This window comes from Lentzea sp. NPDC037011, assembly GCF_055607425.1.
Genome location: NZ_JBVJRT010000008.1, coordinates 224,837 through 240,629 on the forward strand (window position 1 = coordinate 224,837; position 15,793 = coordinate 240,629).

The 15,793-nt window shown below is 71.6% G+C and carries 12 protein-coding genes; 4 read left to right on the plus strand and 8 right to left on the minus strand.

Annotated elements, in window-relative coordinates:
• Positions 1-57: 57 nt before the first annotated feature.
• From ACZ7CH_RS25855 to ACZ7CH_RS25865, 3 genes are all read right to left on the minus strand, one after another.
• Positions 58-333, minus strand: a complete 276-nt coding sequence (locus ACZ7CH_RS25855) for a hypothetical protein (protein ID WP_470375120.1) — start codon at positions 331-333, stop codon at positions 58-60.
• 118 nt (positions 334-451) lie between these two features.
• On the minus strand, positions 452-1,798 hold the full coding sequence (locus ACZ7CH_RS25860; protein ID WP_360395320.1) for an MFS transporter: 1,347 nt from the start codon (positions 1,796-1,798) through the stop codon (positions 452-454).
• A 67-nt stretch (positions 1,799-1,865) separates the two neighbouring features.
• Positions 1,866-2,945, minus strand: coding sequence for a mechanosensitive ion channel family protein (locus ACZ7CH_RS25865; protein WP_360395322.1), 1,080 nt, complete (start codon positions 2,943-2,945; stop codon positions 1,866-1,868).
• Between the two features lie 148 nt (positions 2,946-3,093).
• Between ACZ7CH_RS25865 and ACZ7CH_RS25870 the strand changes: the two genes are divergently transcribed.
• From ACZ7CH_RS25870 to ACZ7CH_RS25885, 4 genes are read left to right on the plus strand one after another with little or no spacing between them, the layout of a single operon-like run.
• On the plus strand, positions 3,094-4,101 hold the full coding sequence (locus tag ACZ7CH_RS25870; RefSeq protein WP_470375121.1) for a protein kinase family protein: 1,008 nt from the start codon (positions 3,094-3,096) through the stop codon (positions 4,099-4,101).
• Positions 4,102-4,103: 2 nt separating this feature from the next.
• Positions 4,104-5,084, plus strand: coding sequence for a hypothetical protein (locus ACZ7CH_RS25875; RefSeq protein WP_458430422.1), 981 nt, complete (start codon positions 4,104-4,106; stop codon positions 5,082-5,084).
• A complete protein-coding gene (locus ACZ7CH_RS25880; protein ID WP_470375122.1) occupies positions 5,081-6,355 on the plus strand; it encodes an adenylosuccinate synthetase in 1,275 nt (424 codons plus the stop codon). Before ACZ7CH_RS25875 ends, ACZ7CH_RS25880 begins: the two co-directional genes overlap by 4 nt.
• Complete coding sequence (locus ACZ7CH_RS25885; protein WP_458430424.1) at positions 6,243-6,872, plus strand: NUDIX hydrolase; 630 nt, start codon at positions 6,243-6,245, stop codon at positions 6,870-6,872. The genes ACZ7CH_RS25880 and ACZ7CH_RS25885 overlap by 113 nt, the downstream gene beginning before the upstream one ends.
• An 84-nt stretch (positions 6,873-6,956) precedes the next feature.
• Here the strand turns inward: ACZ7CH_RS25885 and ACZ7CH_RS25890 are convergent, their stop codons facing one another.
• The 5 genes from ACZ7CH_RS25890 to ACZ7CH_RS25910 form a co-directional block, all read right to left on the minus strand.
• Positions 6,957-8,156 carry a M1 family metallopeptidase gene (locus ACZ7CH_RS25890; protein ID WP_458430425.1) on the minus strand — a complete coding sequence of 400 codons (1,200 nt, stop codon included), beginning with the start codon at positions 8,154-8,156 and terminating at the stop codon, positions 6,957-6,959.
• Positions 8,153-11,890: a Pls/PosA family non-ribosomal peptide synthetase gene (locus ACZ7CH_RS25895; protein ID WP_470375123.1), complete on the minus strand. Its 3,738-nt coding sequence runs from the start codon at positions 11,888-11,890 to the stop codon at positions 8,153-8,155. The genes ACZ7CH_RS25890 and ACZ7CH_RS25895 overlap by 4 nt, the downstream gene beginning before the upstream one ends.
• Before the next feature lie 99 nt (positions 11,891-11,989).
• Positions 11,990-13,360, minus strand: coding sequence for a DUF4153 domain-containing protein (locus tag ACZ7CH_RS25900; protein ID WP_470375124.1), 1,371 nt, complete (start codon positions 13,358-13,360; stop codon positions 11,990-11,992).
• Between the two features lie 692 nt (positions 13,361-14,052).
• Positions 14,053-15,051 carry a HAMP domain-containing sensor histidine kinase gene (locus tag ACZ7CH_RS25905; protein ID WP_470375125.1) on the minus strand — a complete coding sequence of 333 codons (999 nt, stop codon included), beginning with the start codon at positions 15,049-15,051 and terminating at the stop codon, positions 14,053-14,055.
• Positions 15,048-15,722, minus strand: a complete 675-nt coding sequence (locus ACZ7CH_RS25910; protein ID WP_360395340.1) for a response regulator transcription factor — start codon at positions 15,720-15,722, stop codon at positions 15,048-15,050. The genes ACZ7CH_RS25905 and ACZ7CH_RS25910 overlap by 4 nt, the downstream gene beginning before the upstream one ends.
• Positions 15,723-15,793 lie beyond the last annotated feature (71 nt).

Genomic DNA, 15,793 nt, shown 5'->3' on the forward strand with positions numbered 1-15,793 from the left:
GGACAGCACCAGCCAGAAACCGCAGAAGCCCCGGGGTCCACGTGATCCCGGGGCTTCTCACGGTTCCGGGAGCCGGTTGTGCAGCGGCTCGTCCACATCCACTTTGGACACACCGGTGACCCGGCAGGCGTCCTCCACCTTGTCGACCGGCATCTCGGCCCGCAGGTAACCGATCCTGGGATCGCGCGCCTCGACGGCCGCGCCCAGCGCCACCAGCGCCCGCTCGACCTCCTCGTCGCGTCCCGGCTGCACGGAGATCATCAGTGGCACGGTGGGGTGGCCGTCGCGCTTCGCCTGCTCGATCCGGTTCTGGTCCGGCTTCGCTGAGGACACGGTCGGCACCTCCGCCATCGGAACGGCTGGAGCCCCGTTCGCACCACAGCTGCTGAGCGCCAGCGCGCAAAACGCGACGGCGAGCGGTCTTCTCCCAAGCCGCAGTCTTCTCATGAACCTAGGACGGAACGGCCTCCGCGAGCGGTTGCATCCGCGTTTCGGGCACCACGAACATCATCACGACCACGGCCGCCACCACCAGTGCGCCGATGACCGCGAAAGTCCAGGCCAGGCCCAGCACCGGCCACAGCAGCGCTCCGAACAGGACGGGCACGAAACCCGCCCCGACCCGGCTGACCGTGGACGCCCAGCCGAACCCGCTGGCCCGCAGGTGCGTCGGGTAGAGCTCCGGCGCGAACGCGTACAGCGCGGGGATCGTGACCTGGATCAGCACCCCGTACACGGTGATCCACGTCTTCGCGGCACCGCCGACGTCGAGCTGCACCGCGAACAGCACCAGCGCCACCGCCGCGAGGGGCGCGCTGATCGCGATGACCCACTTGCGCCCGAACACGTCCACGAGCCATGCGCTGACCAGCGCGCTCACGATGCCCACCGCCACCGTGAGCGTCGTGACCATGAACGCCGCGTACGTGCCGTACCCCTGCGCCTTCAGGATGCTCGGCAGCCACGTGACGGCGCCGTAGTACAGCAGGAACACCGCGAGGAACAGCACCCACAGCGCCGCCGTGCGCCGCGGGTCGTACCGCCAGATGTCCTTGAGCTGCGCGAACATCACCCTGGGGGAGAGGCGTTGCAGCTGCTGCGGCGCGGGCAGCCGCCAGTCCTCGTGCGGTGCGCCGGTCTTGGCGACCAGGTCGTCGATGACCTTCTTGGCCTCGTGCGTGCGTCCCTTCGCGACCAGGAACATCGGTGACTCGGGCACCGAGCGCCGGATCCAGAACAGCAGCAGCGCCGGCAGCACCATCGTGAGCATCAGCAGCCGCCAGCTGCCCAGGCCGGCCAGGTGGGCGGCGGTCAGCCCGCACAGCGTCGCCCCGAGCGGCCAGAACGCGTCCATCGCCGCCAGCACCCGCCCGCGCACCTTCGCCGGCGTGAACTCGCCGACCAGCGCGTAGTCGACCGGGATGCACCCGCCGAGCCCCACGCCGGCCAGGAACCGGAACACGCAGAACGTGACGAAGTCCGGTGACGCCGCGCCCGCGACCGTGAACACCGAGAACATCAGGATCGTGAGGCTGAACGCCTTCTTGCGCCCGATGGTGTCCGCGATCGCGCCCCACGCGAACGCCCCGACCGCCATGCCGATCAGGTTCGCCGTGCCGACCCAGCCGCGCTGGCCGAGGCTCAGCCCCCACTCGGCGCCGACCAGCGGGATCAGGAACGCGTTGAGCGTGACGTCCCACGCGTCGAACAGGAACCCGAGCCCGCCGATGACGAAGATCGTGCCCTGCGCACGCCACCGCCACGGCAGGCCCTGCACGACCTGGTCACCGGTTCTCATGGGTCTAGTGTGGTGGATCGACCCTCCCGCGGTCGCGGTGAGCAGCACGTGGTTCGCGACATGCGCTCTACTTGGGCCCCGCAAACGCTTGCTCGCGCTGCGCCCCGTCCGCGCTCTCGCCGAACACCCGCGCGTCGGTGTGCTGGTCGGTCTGCGGCTGCACCCGCCTGACGGTGCTGACCGCGCGCGTCCTGATCTGCGGCAACGCGCCGTCGTGCTGGCGCTGCACCCAGTCGACCAGGTGCTCGCGCACGAGACACCGCAGGTCCCACAGCTTGCCGGCGTCCGCCGCGCTGACCAGTGCCCTGACCCGCACGAACCCCTGCGTCGCCTGCGTCACCTGCAGCACGGACACCCGCCCGTCCCACAGGTCGCTGCCCTCCAGCATGGACCGCAGCTCGTGCCGCATCGCCTCGACCGGCACCGTCCAGTCCAGGTCCAGCTCCACCGTGCCGAGCAGCGCCGACTGCGTGCGCGTCCAGTTCTCGAACGGCGTCTTCAGGAAGTACGAGGTCGGCAGCACCAGCCGCCGGTCGTCCCACAGGTGCAGCACCACGTACGTCAGCGTGATGTCCTCGACCCGGCCCCACTCGCCCTCGACGACCACGACGTCGTCGAGCCGCACCGCGTCGCTGAACGCGATCTGCAGCCCCGAGATCAGGTTGCCCAGCAACGACTGCGCCGAGAACGCCGCGACCGCACCGATCACCGCCGCCGAGGCGAGCACCGTCGACCCGACCGCCCGCGCACCGGGGAACGTCATCAGGATCGCGCCGACCGCCAGCACGCCGATGACCACCAGCACCAGCCGCCGCACCAGCGTGACCTGCGTGTGCACCCGCCGCGCGTGCCGGTTGTCCGTGACGTCCGTGCGGATGCGCGCCAGTGACACGTCCACGAGCGTGCTGATGAGCGCGGCCAGCAACCACGCTCCGGCGAGGATCAGCGCTATGCCGAGGACGTGCTGCGTGACCGGCGCGTCGACCGGGTACACGCTGAGGCTTATCTGAGTGGCCAGCACCGCCGCGAACGCCTGCCCGGGACGGTACATCCGCCCGCTGTGGGTGAAGCGCCGCACCAGCCGGTGCACCACCTCCACCACCAGCAACGAGAAGACCACCGAACACCCGAGCACCACGAACAGCACCTGTTTCCTCCTTCCGTTCCGGACCGGTTACCCGTGGTCCCGACGGCGGGACACCATGAGCCGCCTCACTCGTACAGGGGAAGGTCGTCCGGATCACACCGGTCACCCGGCCGTTGCAATCCGAGTTTGAGTCTCTTAGACTCAAACCATGCTCACGACGACCGAGGCCCTGGACCAGGTGGAAGGTGCCGCGACCCCCGAAGCCCTCTTCGGCCCGCGGACCACCGACCCGGCCGGCCGCAGGCAGGCCAAGCGCCGTTACCACGCCCTGGCCTCGGTCCTGCACCCCGACGTGGTGGGCCCGCACCACCCGCGGGCCCACGCCGCGGCGGCGAAGCTGACCGGCCTGCACCACGACTGGGCGCACGGCACCCGCGTCGAGCTCAGGACCAGGACGGGCCTCTACCGCATCGGGGAGCCGTTCGCGCGGGGCAGCATCGCCAACCTGTACGAGTCGGACGGCCCGCACGTGGTGAAGGTCGTGCGCAACCCGGCGCTCAACCCGCTGCTGCACGGCGAGTGGCAGGCGCTGCGGCGGCTGGAGCGGTTCACCGACCACAACCAGTGGCTGCGGCCGTTCTACCCGCGGCTGCTCGACACCTCCGGCGACGTCGCCAAGGGGTCGCGCGCCTTCACCGTGCTCGACCCGCTGCGGGACGGGTTCGTGACGCTCGCCGAGGTCAGGAAGGCCTTCCCGGCGGGCCTCGACGGCCGCGACTACGCGTGGATGCACCGCAGGCTGCTCAAAGCGCTGGCCGGCGCGCACCAGGCCGGTCTCGTGCACGGCGCCGTCACCGCGGACAACGTCCTGGTCCACCCGCGGCAGCACGGCATCGTGCTGGCCGGCTGGTCGTTCGCCGTCGAGGAGGGCCAGCGGCTCCTCGCCACCAGCCGCACGACCACCTACCCGCCGGAGATCGGCCTGGGCCACCCGGCCACGGCGGCCACCGACGTCCACATGGCGCACCTGCTGATGCGGGAGGTGCTGCGGCCGGACGAGGAACGCCAGCTCGCGTTCGCCGGCGGGTGCCTGCAGGACCAGCCGCAGCGCCGCCCGGACGCCGTCGACCTGCTCGGCGAGTACGACGACCTGCTCGAAGACCTCTACGGGCCACGGGTGTTCCGCCCGTTCGCCCTCCCCGAGACTGGAGAATGACCATGGGACACGGCAAGTGGGACGACAACGCCTACGCGGCGGCCAAGACCTTCCGCGCCGCCAAGGGGATCGCCGACTTCGGCTACACCGCGTCGGTCCGGTCGCGGCCGCGGGACGACTGGAAGGCCGCACCCGCGCTCGATCCGTTCAAGGTCGCGTTCCGCGAGTGCCGCGACTCGCCCGACCACGCCGACTCGACACCCATCGCGGTGCTGTTCGACGTGACCGGGTCGATGGGCAGCGTGCCGCGGATCATGCAGGGCAAGCTCGGCAAGCTGCACGGGTTGTTGCAGCGCAAGGGGTACCTCACCGACCCGCAGCTGATGTTCGGCGGCATCGGCGACGCCGACAGCGACCGGGTCCCGCTGCAGGTCGGGCAGTTCGAGTCGGACAACCGCATGGACGAGCAGCTGCGTGACATCTTCCTCGAAGGCAACGGCGGCGGGCAGAAGAGCGAGTCGTACGAGCTGGCCGCGTACTTCATCGCGCGGCACGTGGTCACCGACGCCTGGCAGAAGCGCGGCCGCAAGGGCTACCTGTTCATCATCGGCGACGAGCTGAACAAGCGGCGGTTGAAGGCCAAGCACATCCGCCGGGTCATCGGCGACGACGTCGACCAGGACATCGACCCCGTGTCGGTGTACCGGGAGCTCGCCCGCAGGTGGAACGTCTACTTCATCCTGCCCAACCAGTCGTCGTACTTCAACGACGACAGCATCGCCGAGCACTGGCGGTCGATCCTCGGGCAGAACTTCCTCAAGCTCGACGACCCCGGCGCGGTGTGCGAGCTGATCGCCGCCACGATCGGCATGGAGGAGCAGGTCGTCGACCTCGACCAGGCGCTCGTCGACCTCGCTGAGATCGGGTCGGTCGCCGAGAGCAGGTCGGTCGGCAAGGCGCTGGTCGCCGTCGGTGCCACCGCCCGCCCGGTCACCGCCGCGCCGCTCGCCATCGACGGCCCCGACGACGTGACGCTGACGTGACCGGCCACGTGGTCGTCGTCGGGCTCGGGTTCGGCGACGAGGGCAAGGGCGCCGTGGTCGACGCCCTGTGCGCGGACGGGTCGGTGTCGAAGGTCGTGCGGTTCAACGGGGGAGCGCAGGCCGCGCACAACGTCGTCGTCGGCGACCGGCACCACACGTTCAGCCAGTTCGGGTCGGGCACGCTCGCGGGCGTGCCGACCTGGCTGTCGCGCCACGTGCTCGTCGAGCCGATCGCGCTCGCCACCGAGTCGCGCGAGCTGGAAGCCATCGGTGTCGCGGACCCGCTGTCGCTGATGTCGGTCGACGCGCGGGCACTGCTCACCACGCCGGTCCACGTCGCCGCGAACCGGGCCAGGGAGAGGGCCAGGGGCGCCGACCGGCACGGCTCGTGCGGCAAGGGCATCGGCGAGACCGCCTGGTACGGGCTGCTCGCCGGGAGGAACGCGGGGGAGGTGGTCGAGGGGCAGCGGGTGCTCGGCGAACCGGGCCCCGCCCCCACCGTCGGCGACTGCCTGGACCCGAGGGCGTTGCGGCACAAGCTGGACGCGCTCGCCCGGTTCTACGAGCCGCTGACCGGCGCCACCGCCGACGTCGACGGGCTCGTCGCGCTCTACCGGTCCTTCGCCGACGCCGTGCGCATCACGACCGGTGACGAGCTCGACGGTGCCGGCCGGGTCGTCTTCGAAGGCGCCCAAGGCGTTCTGCTCGACGAGACCCACGGGTTCCACCCGCACACGACGTGGTCGACCGTGACGCCGCGCAACGCCAGGGAGCTGCTGAACGGCCGCCCGGCCCGGGTGATCGGCGTGACCAGGACCTACCAGACCAGGCACGGCGCCGGCCCGCTGCCGACGGAGGACCCGGCCGTTCTCGCCCGGTTCCCGGAGCGGCACAACGGCACGGGGGAGTTCCAGGGCGCCTGGCGGGCCGGTCACCTCGACGCCCGGCTGCTCCAGTACTCGGTGCGGTGCTGCGGTGGCGTCGACGGGCTGGCCGTGACGCACCTGGACGCCGACGGTCTCCAGGTCGCCACCCACGAGGGCCTGGAGGAGATGCCGGACCCGGTGGCGTACCTGGAACACCTGCTCGGCGTCGAGGTGCTGGTCACCGGGGCGGGCCCGGCCAGGGCGGACTACGCGGTGCGGGAGAATCCACGCCATGATCGAGTCGACGCTGGTGTCGGTGGACGTGATCGCACTCCGGTTCGACCCGGACGCGCGCGCGGTGCTCCTGGGGGTGGCACCGCGGGCGCACGACCCGTTCGCCGGTGAGCTCGCCCTGCCCGGTGTGCTGCTGGGCAAGGGCGAACGCCTGCGGGACGCGACCACCAGGGCCGTCACCGGGAAGCTGGGCCTGGCCGAGGAGTCCGTGACCGCCACCGGCCAGCTCGCGATGTTCGACGAGCCGTCCCGCGACCCGCGCGGCCCGACGCTGTCGATCGCGCTGTGGGCCACGCTCACCCGCCCCGGCCGGAACGACCTGACCTGGACCACGCTGGACGCCGTGCCCGCGCTGGCCTTCGACCACAACCGGATCGTCGCCGACTGCCGCCCGCTGCTCGCCGACAAGCTCTGGCGCGACGTGGCGTTCACCGCGGGCCTGCTCGGACCGGAGTTCACGACGGCACAGGCGCTCGACGTGACCGAGTCGCTGACCGGCGACCGCCCCTACCCGGCCAACCTGGGCCGCACGATGGACCGCGTACCCGGTCTGGAACGCACCACCCAGCACGCGTCGGCACTGCCCAAGGGCGGCCGTCCACCGCTGGTGTGGCGCTTCACCGCCTGATCCCCCTGCTTCCCGGGCATCTGCAAGTACCACCAACTCAACATCAACAAGCACTTTTCCACTACCAACTGCGGCACCGAGGTCTCAGCGCGGTAGCTCCGGCTTGAACAACCACCGGGTCAGCAGGTCCCGGTGCCCGGCCAGCGCCAGGAAGTCCTCCGTCGTCACCACGCCGTGCCGGTGACGCGCGCACCACTCGCGCAGCAACGCGAAGAACGAGTCGTCGCCCATCTCCCGGCGCAGCGCGTGCAACGTCAACGCCCCGCGCTTGTAGACCCGGTCGTCAAACCAGTCGGCCCGGTCCGGCCGGCCGATCACGACGTCCTGCGGCAGCCGTCGCAGCAGGTCACGGGCACCGGTTGCGCACGCGTCCGCCGACCGGCCGCCCGAGGCCTCCGACCACAGCCACTCCGAGTAGCAGGCGAAGCCCTCGTTCAGCCAGATGTGCTCCCACTCCGCGACACCCACGGAGTTGCCGAACCACTGGTGCGCCAGCTCGTGCGCCACCAGCCGTTCCGAGCCGCGGCGGCCGTCCACGTGGTTCGCACCGAACGTCGACAACCCCTGCGCCTCAACGGGAACGTCCAGCGCGTCATCGGTCACCACGACCGCGTACCGCGCGAACGGGTACGGCCCGAACAACGACGAGAACAGCTCGACCATCTGGTTCTGCCGCCCGAAGTCGTGTGCCACCAGGCGCTTCAGCCGCGCCGGTGCCCACACACCGGGCAGCGCCTCCACGTACTGTCCGATCTGGACGGTCGCGAGGTAGGTGGCCATCGGCGCGGCCATCGAGTAGGTCCACTTCGTCGTGCTGCCGGAGACCTTGCCGTCCACCAGCACCCCGTTGCACACCACGGTGTACGGCGAGGGCGCGGTGACCTCCAGGTGGTAGGAGGCCTTGGACGAGGGGTGGTCGAGGCACGGGAACCACGACGGCGCCCCGATCGGCTGCGAGGCCACGATCGAGCCGTCGGTGAGCTCGTCCCAGCCGAGGTCGCCCCACTCCGGTGTCGAGATCGGCGTCGGCGTGCCCGAGTAGCGGACCTCGACCGAGAACGACCCGCGCACGGCGGTGCGCACGTTCAACACCCCGCCGGCGTGCCCGTAGCGCGCCGGCCTGCCGTTCACCAGGACCTTCGAGATCCGCAGCGAGCCGAAGGACAGCGAGAACGACGACAGCGGCGACGCGCAGGAAGCCTGCAGCACCGCGCGCCCGGACAGGCGCGCGGAGTGCGGCTTGTAGTCAAGCTCCAGTGCGTAATGGTGTACGGAGAAGGTCATGTCCACGCGGAGATCGGGTTGCCCAGCCAACGGGTTCCCGACGGTACATCTTCTCCGCGCATGACCAGCGAGGCGGGTCCGATCGTCGTGTGGTCGCCCACGGACGCGCCGGGCAGCACGATCCCGTGCGGGCCCAGGGTGGACCCGGCGCCCAGCTCCACGCGGTCCATCCGCAGGATGCGGTCGTGGAACAGGTGCGTCTGCACGACGCAGCCGCGGTTCACGGTGGCACCGGCGCCCAGCGACACCAGGTCCGCCTCGGGCAGCCAGTACGACTCGCACCACACGCCCCTGCCCACCGACGCGCCCAGCGAGCGCAGCCAGAGGTTCATGACCGGCGTGCCACCGGAGAACCCGATGAGCCACGGCACCGCGAGCACCTCGACGAACGTGTCCGCCAGCTCGTTGCGCCACACGAACGCCGACCACAGCGGGTACTCGCGGACCTTGAACCGCCCGACCAGCACCCACTTCGCGACCGCGGCCACCACGCACGCGGCGACACCGGCGGCGAGCAGCACCACACCGGCCCACCACAGGCCGAACGCCTTCAGCGCGAAGAACACCAGCACGACCAGCGCGACGTTCAGCATCACCGGCACGAACCGGAACAGCTCCACGACGGCCCGCGCCCACAGCAGGTGCGCCGGCGGGTCGTAGGTGCGCGAGTCGTCCGACGCGGCCGCGGTGCGCGGCAGCTTCATCGGCGGCATGCCCAGGTACGACGAACCGGCCTTGGCCCGCTTCGGCGCCGCGGACAGCACGCCGACGAGCCCGCCCTTGGGCACCGCGCGGCCGGGTGCGGTCATGCCCGAGTTGCCCAGGAACGCCCGCTTGCCCACACGGGCCGTGGCGATCCGCAGCCAGCCGCCGCCGAGCTCGTAGGAGGCGACCATCGTGTCGTCGGCCAGGAACGCGCCGTCACCGACCCGCGTCATCTTCGGCAGCGCCACGACCGTGGACGCCTCGACCCGGCGCCCGACCTTCATGCCGAGCAGCCGCAGCCACACCGGCGTGAACAGCGACGCGTACAGCGGGAACAGCGCCGAGCGGGCGTTGTTCATCAGCCGCTCGGTCGTCCACGCCTGCCAGGCCACGCGGCTGTGCACGGGGTAGTGGCCCTCGCGCATGCCGATGCCCAGCAACCGCACGGCCACGAGCACCAGCAGGGCGTAGGAGCCGAACCAGATCGCCGCGGCCACCGGCACGTCCCACAGCGCCGACGTGAGCGTCACCGGGCGGCGCAGCACGTACAGCACCGCCGGGGCCGCCGCGAGCAGCGGCAGCGCGCCCAGCAGACCGGACGAGACGCCGTACATGAGGTTCCAGAACCGCGACCGCTCCGGCCGGCGCGACGGGAACGAGCGCGCCGCCTTGCCCTCGCGGATCGCGGGCACACCGGCCCAGCGCTGACCGGTCGGCACCGAGCCACGGACACCCGAACCGGGCGCCACCTCGGCCTTCTTGCCGATCCGCGCACCGGGGAAGAGCGTGCTGCGGGCACCGACGGTCGCGCCGGCGCCGATCCGGATGCGGCCGATGCGCAGCCGGTCGCCGTCGAGCCACCAGCCGGACAGGTCCACCTCGGGTTCGACGGCGGCACCGCGCCCGACCTTCAGCATGCCCGTGACCGGCGGCAACGAGTGCAGGTCGACACCGGGGCCGATCTTCGCGCCGAGCGCCCGCGCGTAGTGCGTGACCCAGGAGCCGGACAGCTCGGTGGCACGTGACTGCTGAGCCAGCATCTCGGCGGTCCACAGCCGCAGGTGGACGGACCCGCCGCGCGGGTACTCGCCGGGCTTCACGCCGCGCAGCAGCAGCCGGGCACCGCCCGCGGAGATCGCGAGCCGTCCGGCGGGGCTCAGGAACACCACGAACCCCGCGGCGACCCACCACCACGACACGGAGGTCCAGCCCAGGACGTTCGACAGCGCCGTCAGGGCCACGACCCAGCGCGCGCCGGCGACGGTGAGCAGCGGAATCATCAGCAGCGTCTGCACGACACCGGTCCAGCGCGGCGTCGGCGCGACCTCGCGCACCTCGGCCGTCTGACCGTAGGACTCCAGGCGCCGCGCGAGCTTGTAGAGCGTCGGGTGCTGGTAGACGTCCTGCACGGACGTGCTCGGGTAGCGCGTGCGGATCAGGGAGACCAGCTGTGCGGCGCCCAGCGAGCTGCCGCCGGAGGTGAAGAAGTTCGCGCCCTCGGAGGCGGGACCGGACCCGAGGACGGCGGCCCACTGCTCCGCGAGCCAGCCTTCGAGACCGGAGAACACGACACCCGCGGTGTCCATCGACTCCAGCGGCCACGGCAGCGCGGCCCGGTCGACCTTGCCGGACGTGCGCGTCGGCAGCGTGTCGACCACCGCGACCAGCGGCACCAGCGCCGCGGGCAGCTCGGTGCGCAGCTGCTCGACCGAGGCCTCCTGGTCGAACCCGTCGTCGACGACGACGTAGCCGACGAGGACCTGGTTGCCACCGCGCGTGGTGCGCACGGCGGCGGCGGCACCGGCGACACCGGGCAGCGCCGCGAGCGCCGCGTCGACCTCGCCGAGCTCGATCCGGCGGCCGCCGAGCTTGATCTGCTCGTCCGCGCGGCCGAGGAAGACGAGGCCCTCCGGTTCGGCGCGGACCACGTCACCGCTGCGGTAGGCGCGGTCCCAGCCCATCGACGGCAGCGGCGCGTACTTCTGCGCGTCCTTCTCGACGTCGAGGTAGCGGGCCAGGCCGACGCCGCCGATGACCAGCTCGCCGGACTCGCCCATCGGCACGACCTCGCCCCGCTGGTCGACGACGACGAGCTCCCAGCCGTCCAGCGGCAGGCCGATGCGGACGGGGCCCTGGCCGGTCAGCTGGGCGGCGCAGGCGACGACGGTCGCCTCCGTCGGCCCGTAGGTGTTCCACACCTCGCGGCCGGGCACGGCGAGCCGCTCGGCCAGCTCCGGCGGGCACGCCTCGCCGCCGAAGATCAGCAGCCGCACGTCGTCCAGCGCCTCGACCGGCCACAGCGCGGCCAGCGTCGGCACCGTGGACACGACGGTGATCTCCTGCTCGACCAGCCACGGGCCGAGGTCCATGCCGGTGCGCACCAACGACCGCGGTGCCGGCACCAGGCAGGCGCCGTAGCGCCACGCGAGCCACATCTCCTCGCAGGAGGCGTCGAACGCGACCGACAGCCCCGCGAGCACGCGGTCGTCCGGCCCGATCGGCTCGTCCCGCAGGAACAGCCGCGCCTCGGCGTCCACGAACGCGGCAGCGCTGCGGTGGGTGACCGCGACGCCCTTGGGCTTGCCGGTGGAACCGGATGTGAAGATGATCCACGCGTCATTGTCGAGACCGGGCTCGCCGGGCACGCCCAGCGGAGTTCCGCGCAGCGCAACGGATCGGCCTTCACCGAGCACCGCACTCACTTGCGCCTCACCGAAAACGAGCTCGGCGCGCTCGTCCGGGTCCTCGAAGTCGACCGGCACGTAGGCGGCGCCGGCCGCGAGGGTGGCGAGGATCGACACGTAGAGGTCGACGGTGCCGGACGGCACGCGGATGCCGACCCGGTCGCCGACCCCGATGCCCTCGGCGGCCAGCTTCTCCTTCAACTCGAAGACTTCCGCGAGCAGCGCGCGGTACGTGAGCGCGGTGGTGCCGTCGTCGACGGCCGGCGCGTCCGGGTGCTGTTCGGCACTCGCGCGCAGGATGTCCAGCAGTGTGCGCGGTGCGGGCGCATCCCCTGCCGTGAACATCGATCGAAGGACAACGGGTTCGGCCGCAAGCGTCACGACAGCGTCACTTCTCACCCTCTCGGCAACTGGTGGACCCGCAACTTTACCTCCGCCCAACAACTACCGTTCGGTGTAGTAAGGCGACTCACAGATGCGTTCGCTCACCTTCACGCCTTCGAGTGACTCACGAGCGTTGTGGCGCGCCAGGTTCCACTCCCGCCAATCGGCCTCGGCACCCGGCATCCGCAGGCGCAGCAGGGCGCAGTCCCGTTTGTCCGCGGGAAGTCGCAGCAACGCGGGCACCGCGTCCTCCGACAGCGTCGACAGGTAGTACGTGTCGATCTTCTGCGTGGCCTCGAACCTCGTCACGTTGTACTCGGCCACCACGCGTTCCGGGTCCGCCACCGCGACGGCGAGCAGGAACGCCGCGCCCGTCCCGGCCACGGCCCGCGGCAACCAGTTGGCGCGCAACGTGATCCCGCTCGCGATCACCATCAGGTACACCACGCCGAGCCAGATCTCGCACGACGCGACGAGCAGCCGCAGCACCGTCCACCCGTACGCCTGCTGGTAGAACCACATGCGGCTCAACGCACTCGACACGATCACCAGCGTCAGCACCGCCAGCGCCCCGAGCAGGACGCGCAGCCACAGCTGGTCCCGCGCGGTCTGCTTCGCCGCGAACCGCGCCACCCCGGCGATGACCGCGAGCGTCAGGATCGTCACCCACAGCAGCTGCCAGAACCCGGACCGCGCGTACTCGGCGAACGTGACCCCCGCCGTCCGCATCACGTAGGCCTCACCCCCGAACAGCACCGCGACCTGCGTCGCCACGAATCCCGCGAACAGCACCACGAGCGCCCCGACCGGCAGCCCGTAGTCCTTGAGCCGCAACGTCCCCGGCTTGGTCTCCGCGCCCTCGTCGATCTGCGCGGGCGCCGCGACCAGGTAGCACGCACCGACCGCGCCGAACGCCGCCACGGCCCCGTAGAACCCCATGCGCACGTACTCGCCGACCTCCCAGTCCGGCACCAGGCCTTCGAGGAAGTCGTTGAACGCCTTGTCCGCACCCGCGAGCAGTGACCCGAAGACCAGCAACAGCACCAACGCCACACCGGCCGAGATGAACGGCCGCAGGCTCTTCGGCCCGCGCCGGCTCAGGCTCCGCGCCACCCACGGGATCGACCGGAACCCGGCCAGCCCGACCCCGAGCACGCCGAACACCAGTCCCCGCACCGTCTTCCCGCCTGCCATGGCGATCGAACCGCACACCATCGACGCGAGAACGGCCATCGGGAACAACCACTCGGCGGCCCGCAGGAACCCCATGGCGAGGAACGCGAGCGCCGCGGCGAGCCACAACGCCCGTTCGACGGTCGGCTTGCCCGCGTGGAACACCACGGCGCCGACGCCGAACACCCCGGCGAGGAACCAGCCGACGCCGTTGTTCGGCGGGACGAGCAGGGCGGCGGCGAGACCAGCGACCGCCATGACGCCGAGCACCTTCGCCGGTGCCGCGTCGGTGGGCGGGCGCCACCACGGGAGGACCGGGTTGGGGGAGGGGACGATGACCGGGCCCGCGAGGCGGGGCGCGGGTGGGCCGCCCCAGGGGGACGGTGGCGGCAGGGTGGCGGCCGGAGGCTGTTCGACCTGCGGCTTCTCGCTCGGCTCCGGATCTTGTCGGACCTCGTGAGTACGTTGAAACGCAGGGGTTCCCGGTTCGGGGGTACCCCTGCGCGAGCCTGCGTCGGGGCTCTCCGCGGCGGATTTCGGAGCCGGTTTCTCCGCAGCTCGCTCCTCCGCAGCGGTTTCCGCAGCCCGTTCCTCCGCTGCGGGTTTCGGAGCCGGTTCCGCCGCAGTGGGTTCCGCAGCCCGTTCCTCTGCAGCGGGTTTCGAAGTCGATTCCTCCGCAGCCCGTTCCTCCGCAGCAGGTTCCGGAGTCGGTTCCGCCGCAGCAGCTTCCGCAGCCCGTTCCTCCGCCGCGCGAACCCGCGGCCGGTAGGCCGCCTTGCGCAGGTGCCGGTACCGCGGCCCGGCACCCCCCGGCTTCTCCGAAGGCTCCAACGGCTCAGAAGAACCGGGCGAACGCGTCGAGTCAGTCATATCCCTCTCCAAGCCCAGAAAAAGGGCGCACTCCACCGGCGCACCGGCCAGCGGTGCGCACGAAAGCCAGAAAAAGTGGTTCAGCTGGGCAACGTCACCCGGATGCACGACCCGGGGTCGACCACGGCGATGGTGCCGCCGTGCAGGTCCACCACCCACCGGGCGATGGCGAGACCGAGCCCGGTCCCACCACCGCCCGCGCGTTCCCCGCGGGTGAACCGCTCGAAGATCCGCGACCGGTCGGCCAGGGCGATCCCCGGCCCCTCGTCGCGCACCTCCAGCACCACCGACCCGCCGGACGCGTGCCCGGACACGGTCACCAACCCCCCGGTGGGACCGTGCCGGGCCGCGTTGTCCACCAGGTTCACCAGCACCTGGTGCAGCCGCTCCCCGTCGGCCAAGACCGTCAGCCCGTCGGCGACCGACACCTCGAAGGACGCCGTGGGGGCGGCGACCGACGCCTCCGCCACCACGTCCGCCACCAGCGCCGCCACCGACAGCGGTTCCCGGTTCAGCGACAGCACCCCGGCGTCGATCTTCGACAGGTCCAGCAGCTCCGTGACCAGCCGGCCCAGCCGTTCGGTCTGGGCCAGCGCGGTCCGCATCGTCGCCGCGTCGGGCTGGGCGACGCCGTCGACGACGTTCTCCAGCACGGCCTGCAACGCCGAGATCGGCGTCCGCAGCTCGTGCGACACGTTGGCGATGAGCTCGCGCCGCTGCTGGTCGGCGGCGGCCAGGTCCGAGGCCATCACCGAGAACGCCTCCGCGAGCTGCCCGACCTCGTCGACCGAGGTCGCGCGCACCCGCAGCGAGTAGTCGCCGGAGGCCATCGACCGGGCCGCCGAGGTCATCTCCCGCAACGGCGAGGTCATGCCGTGCGCCAGCAGCTGCGAGGTGATGAGCCCCAGCACCAGCGCCATCAGCGTGGTGCGCGGCGGCAGCCACCCGGTCGCGTACCGGAAGTAGGCGAACGACACGCACCCGGACACCACGATCACGATCCCGAGCTTCAGCTTGATGGACCGCACCGAGTCCAGCGGACGCGGCAGCAGGTCCAGCAGAGCCAGGACCCTCCTCACCGGGGCACCTCCAGCGCGTACCCGATGCCGTGCACGGTGCGGATGAGGTCGGCCCCGAGCTTGCGCCGCAACGCCTTCACGTGGCTGTCCACCGTCCGCGACGACGCGCCGTCGTGCCACCCGCACGCCTCGGACAGCAACCGGTCGCGGCCCTGCACCGCGGACGGCCGTTCGGCCAGGAACACCAGCAGGTCGTACTCGGTCGGCGTCAGGTGCGCCTCGGTGCCGCCCCGGTGCACGCGCCGTGCCGCGAGGTCGATCGACAGGTCCCCCAGCTCCAGCGTGCGCGACACCGCCGCCCGCGAGACCCGCCGCAGCAGCACGTGCACCCGAGCGGCCAGCTCGCGCATCGAGAACGGCTTGGTCAGGTAGTCGTCCGCCCCCACGGCGAGCCCGACCAGCAGGTCCGTCTCGTCCCCGCGAGCAGTCAGCATCAGCACCGGCACCGTGCGCGCCGCCTGGATGCGGCGGCACACCTCCAGCCCGTCGAACCCCGGCAGCATCACGTCCAGGACCACCAGGTCCGGGACGAACGACGCCGCGGCGGCCACCCCCGACGGACCGTCGTGGGCCACGGACACCTCGAAGCCCTCCGCCCGCAGCCGCGCGGCCACGGACTCGGCGATCGTGATGTCGTCCTCGACCACGAGCACCCGGCGCTGACCTGTCATGACGGCGACTTTAAGACCCGCTCGTGGAGGACGCCGGGACAAGTTGTGAAGATCGTGTGCAGAGCGCTGTA

What these genes read in the sequence shown, in the direction of transcription:
- ACZ7CH_RS25910 (WP_360395340.1), bottom strand. Translation starts at nt 15,722, where the DNA reads ATGACAGGTCAGCGCCGGGTGCTCGTGGTCGAGGACGACATCACGATC.
- ACZ7CH_RS25860 (WP_360395320.1), bottom strand. Translation starts at nt 1,798, where the DNA reads ATGAGAACCGGTGACCAGGTCGTGCAGGGCCTGCCGTGGCGGTGGCGT.
- ACZ7CH_RS25870 (WP_470375121.1), top strand. Translation starts at nt 3,094, where the DNA reads ATGCTCACGACGACCGAGGCCCTGGACCAGGTGGAAGGTGCCGCGACC.
- ACZ7CH_RS25885 (WP_458430424.1), top strand. Translation starts at nt 6,243, where the DNA reads ATGATCGAGTCGACGCTGGTGTCGGTGGACGTGATCGCACTCCGGTTC.
- ACZ7CH_RS25890 (WP_458430425.1), bottom strand. Translation starts at nt 8,156, where the DNA reads ATGACCTTCTCCGTACACCATTACGCACTGGAGCTTGACTACAAGCCG.
- ACZ7CH_RS25895 (WP_470375123.1), bottom strand. Translation starts at nt 11,890, where the DNA reads ATGTTCACGGCAGGGGATGCGCCCGCACCGCGCACACTGCTGGACATC.
- ACZ7CH_RS25900 (WP_470375124.1), bottom strand. Translation starts at nt 13,360, where the DNA reads ATGGCGGTCGCTGGTCTCGCCGCCGCCCTGCTCGTCCCGCCGAACAAC.
- ACZ7CH_RS25875 (WP_458430422.1), top strand. Translation starts at nt 4,104, where the DNA reads ATGGGACACGGCAAGTGGGACGACAACGCCTACGCGGCGGCCAAGACC.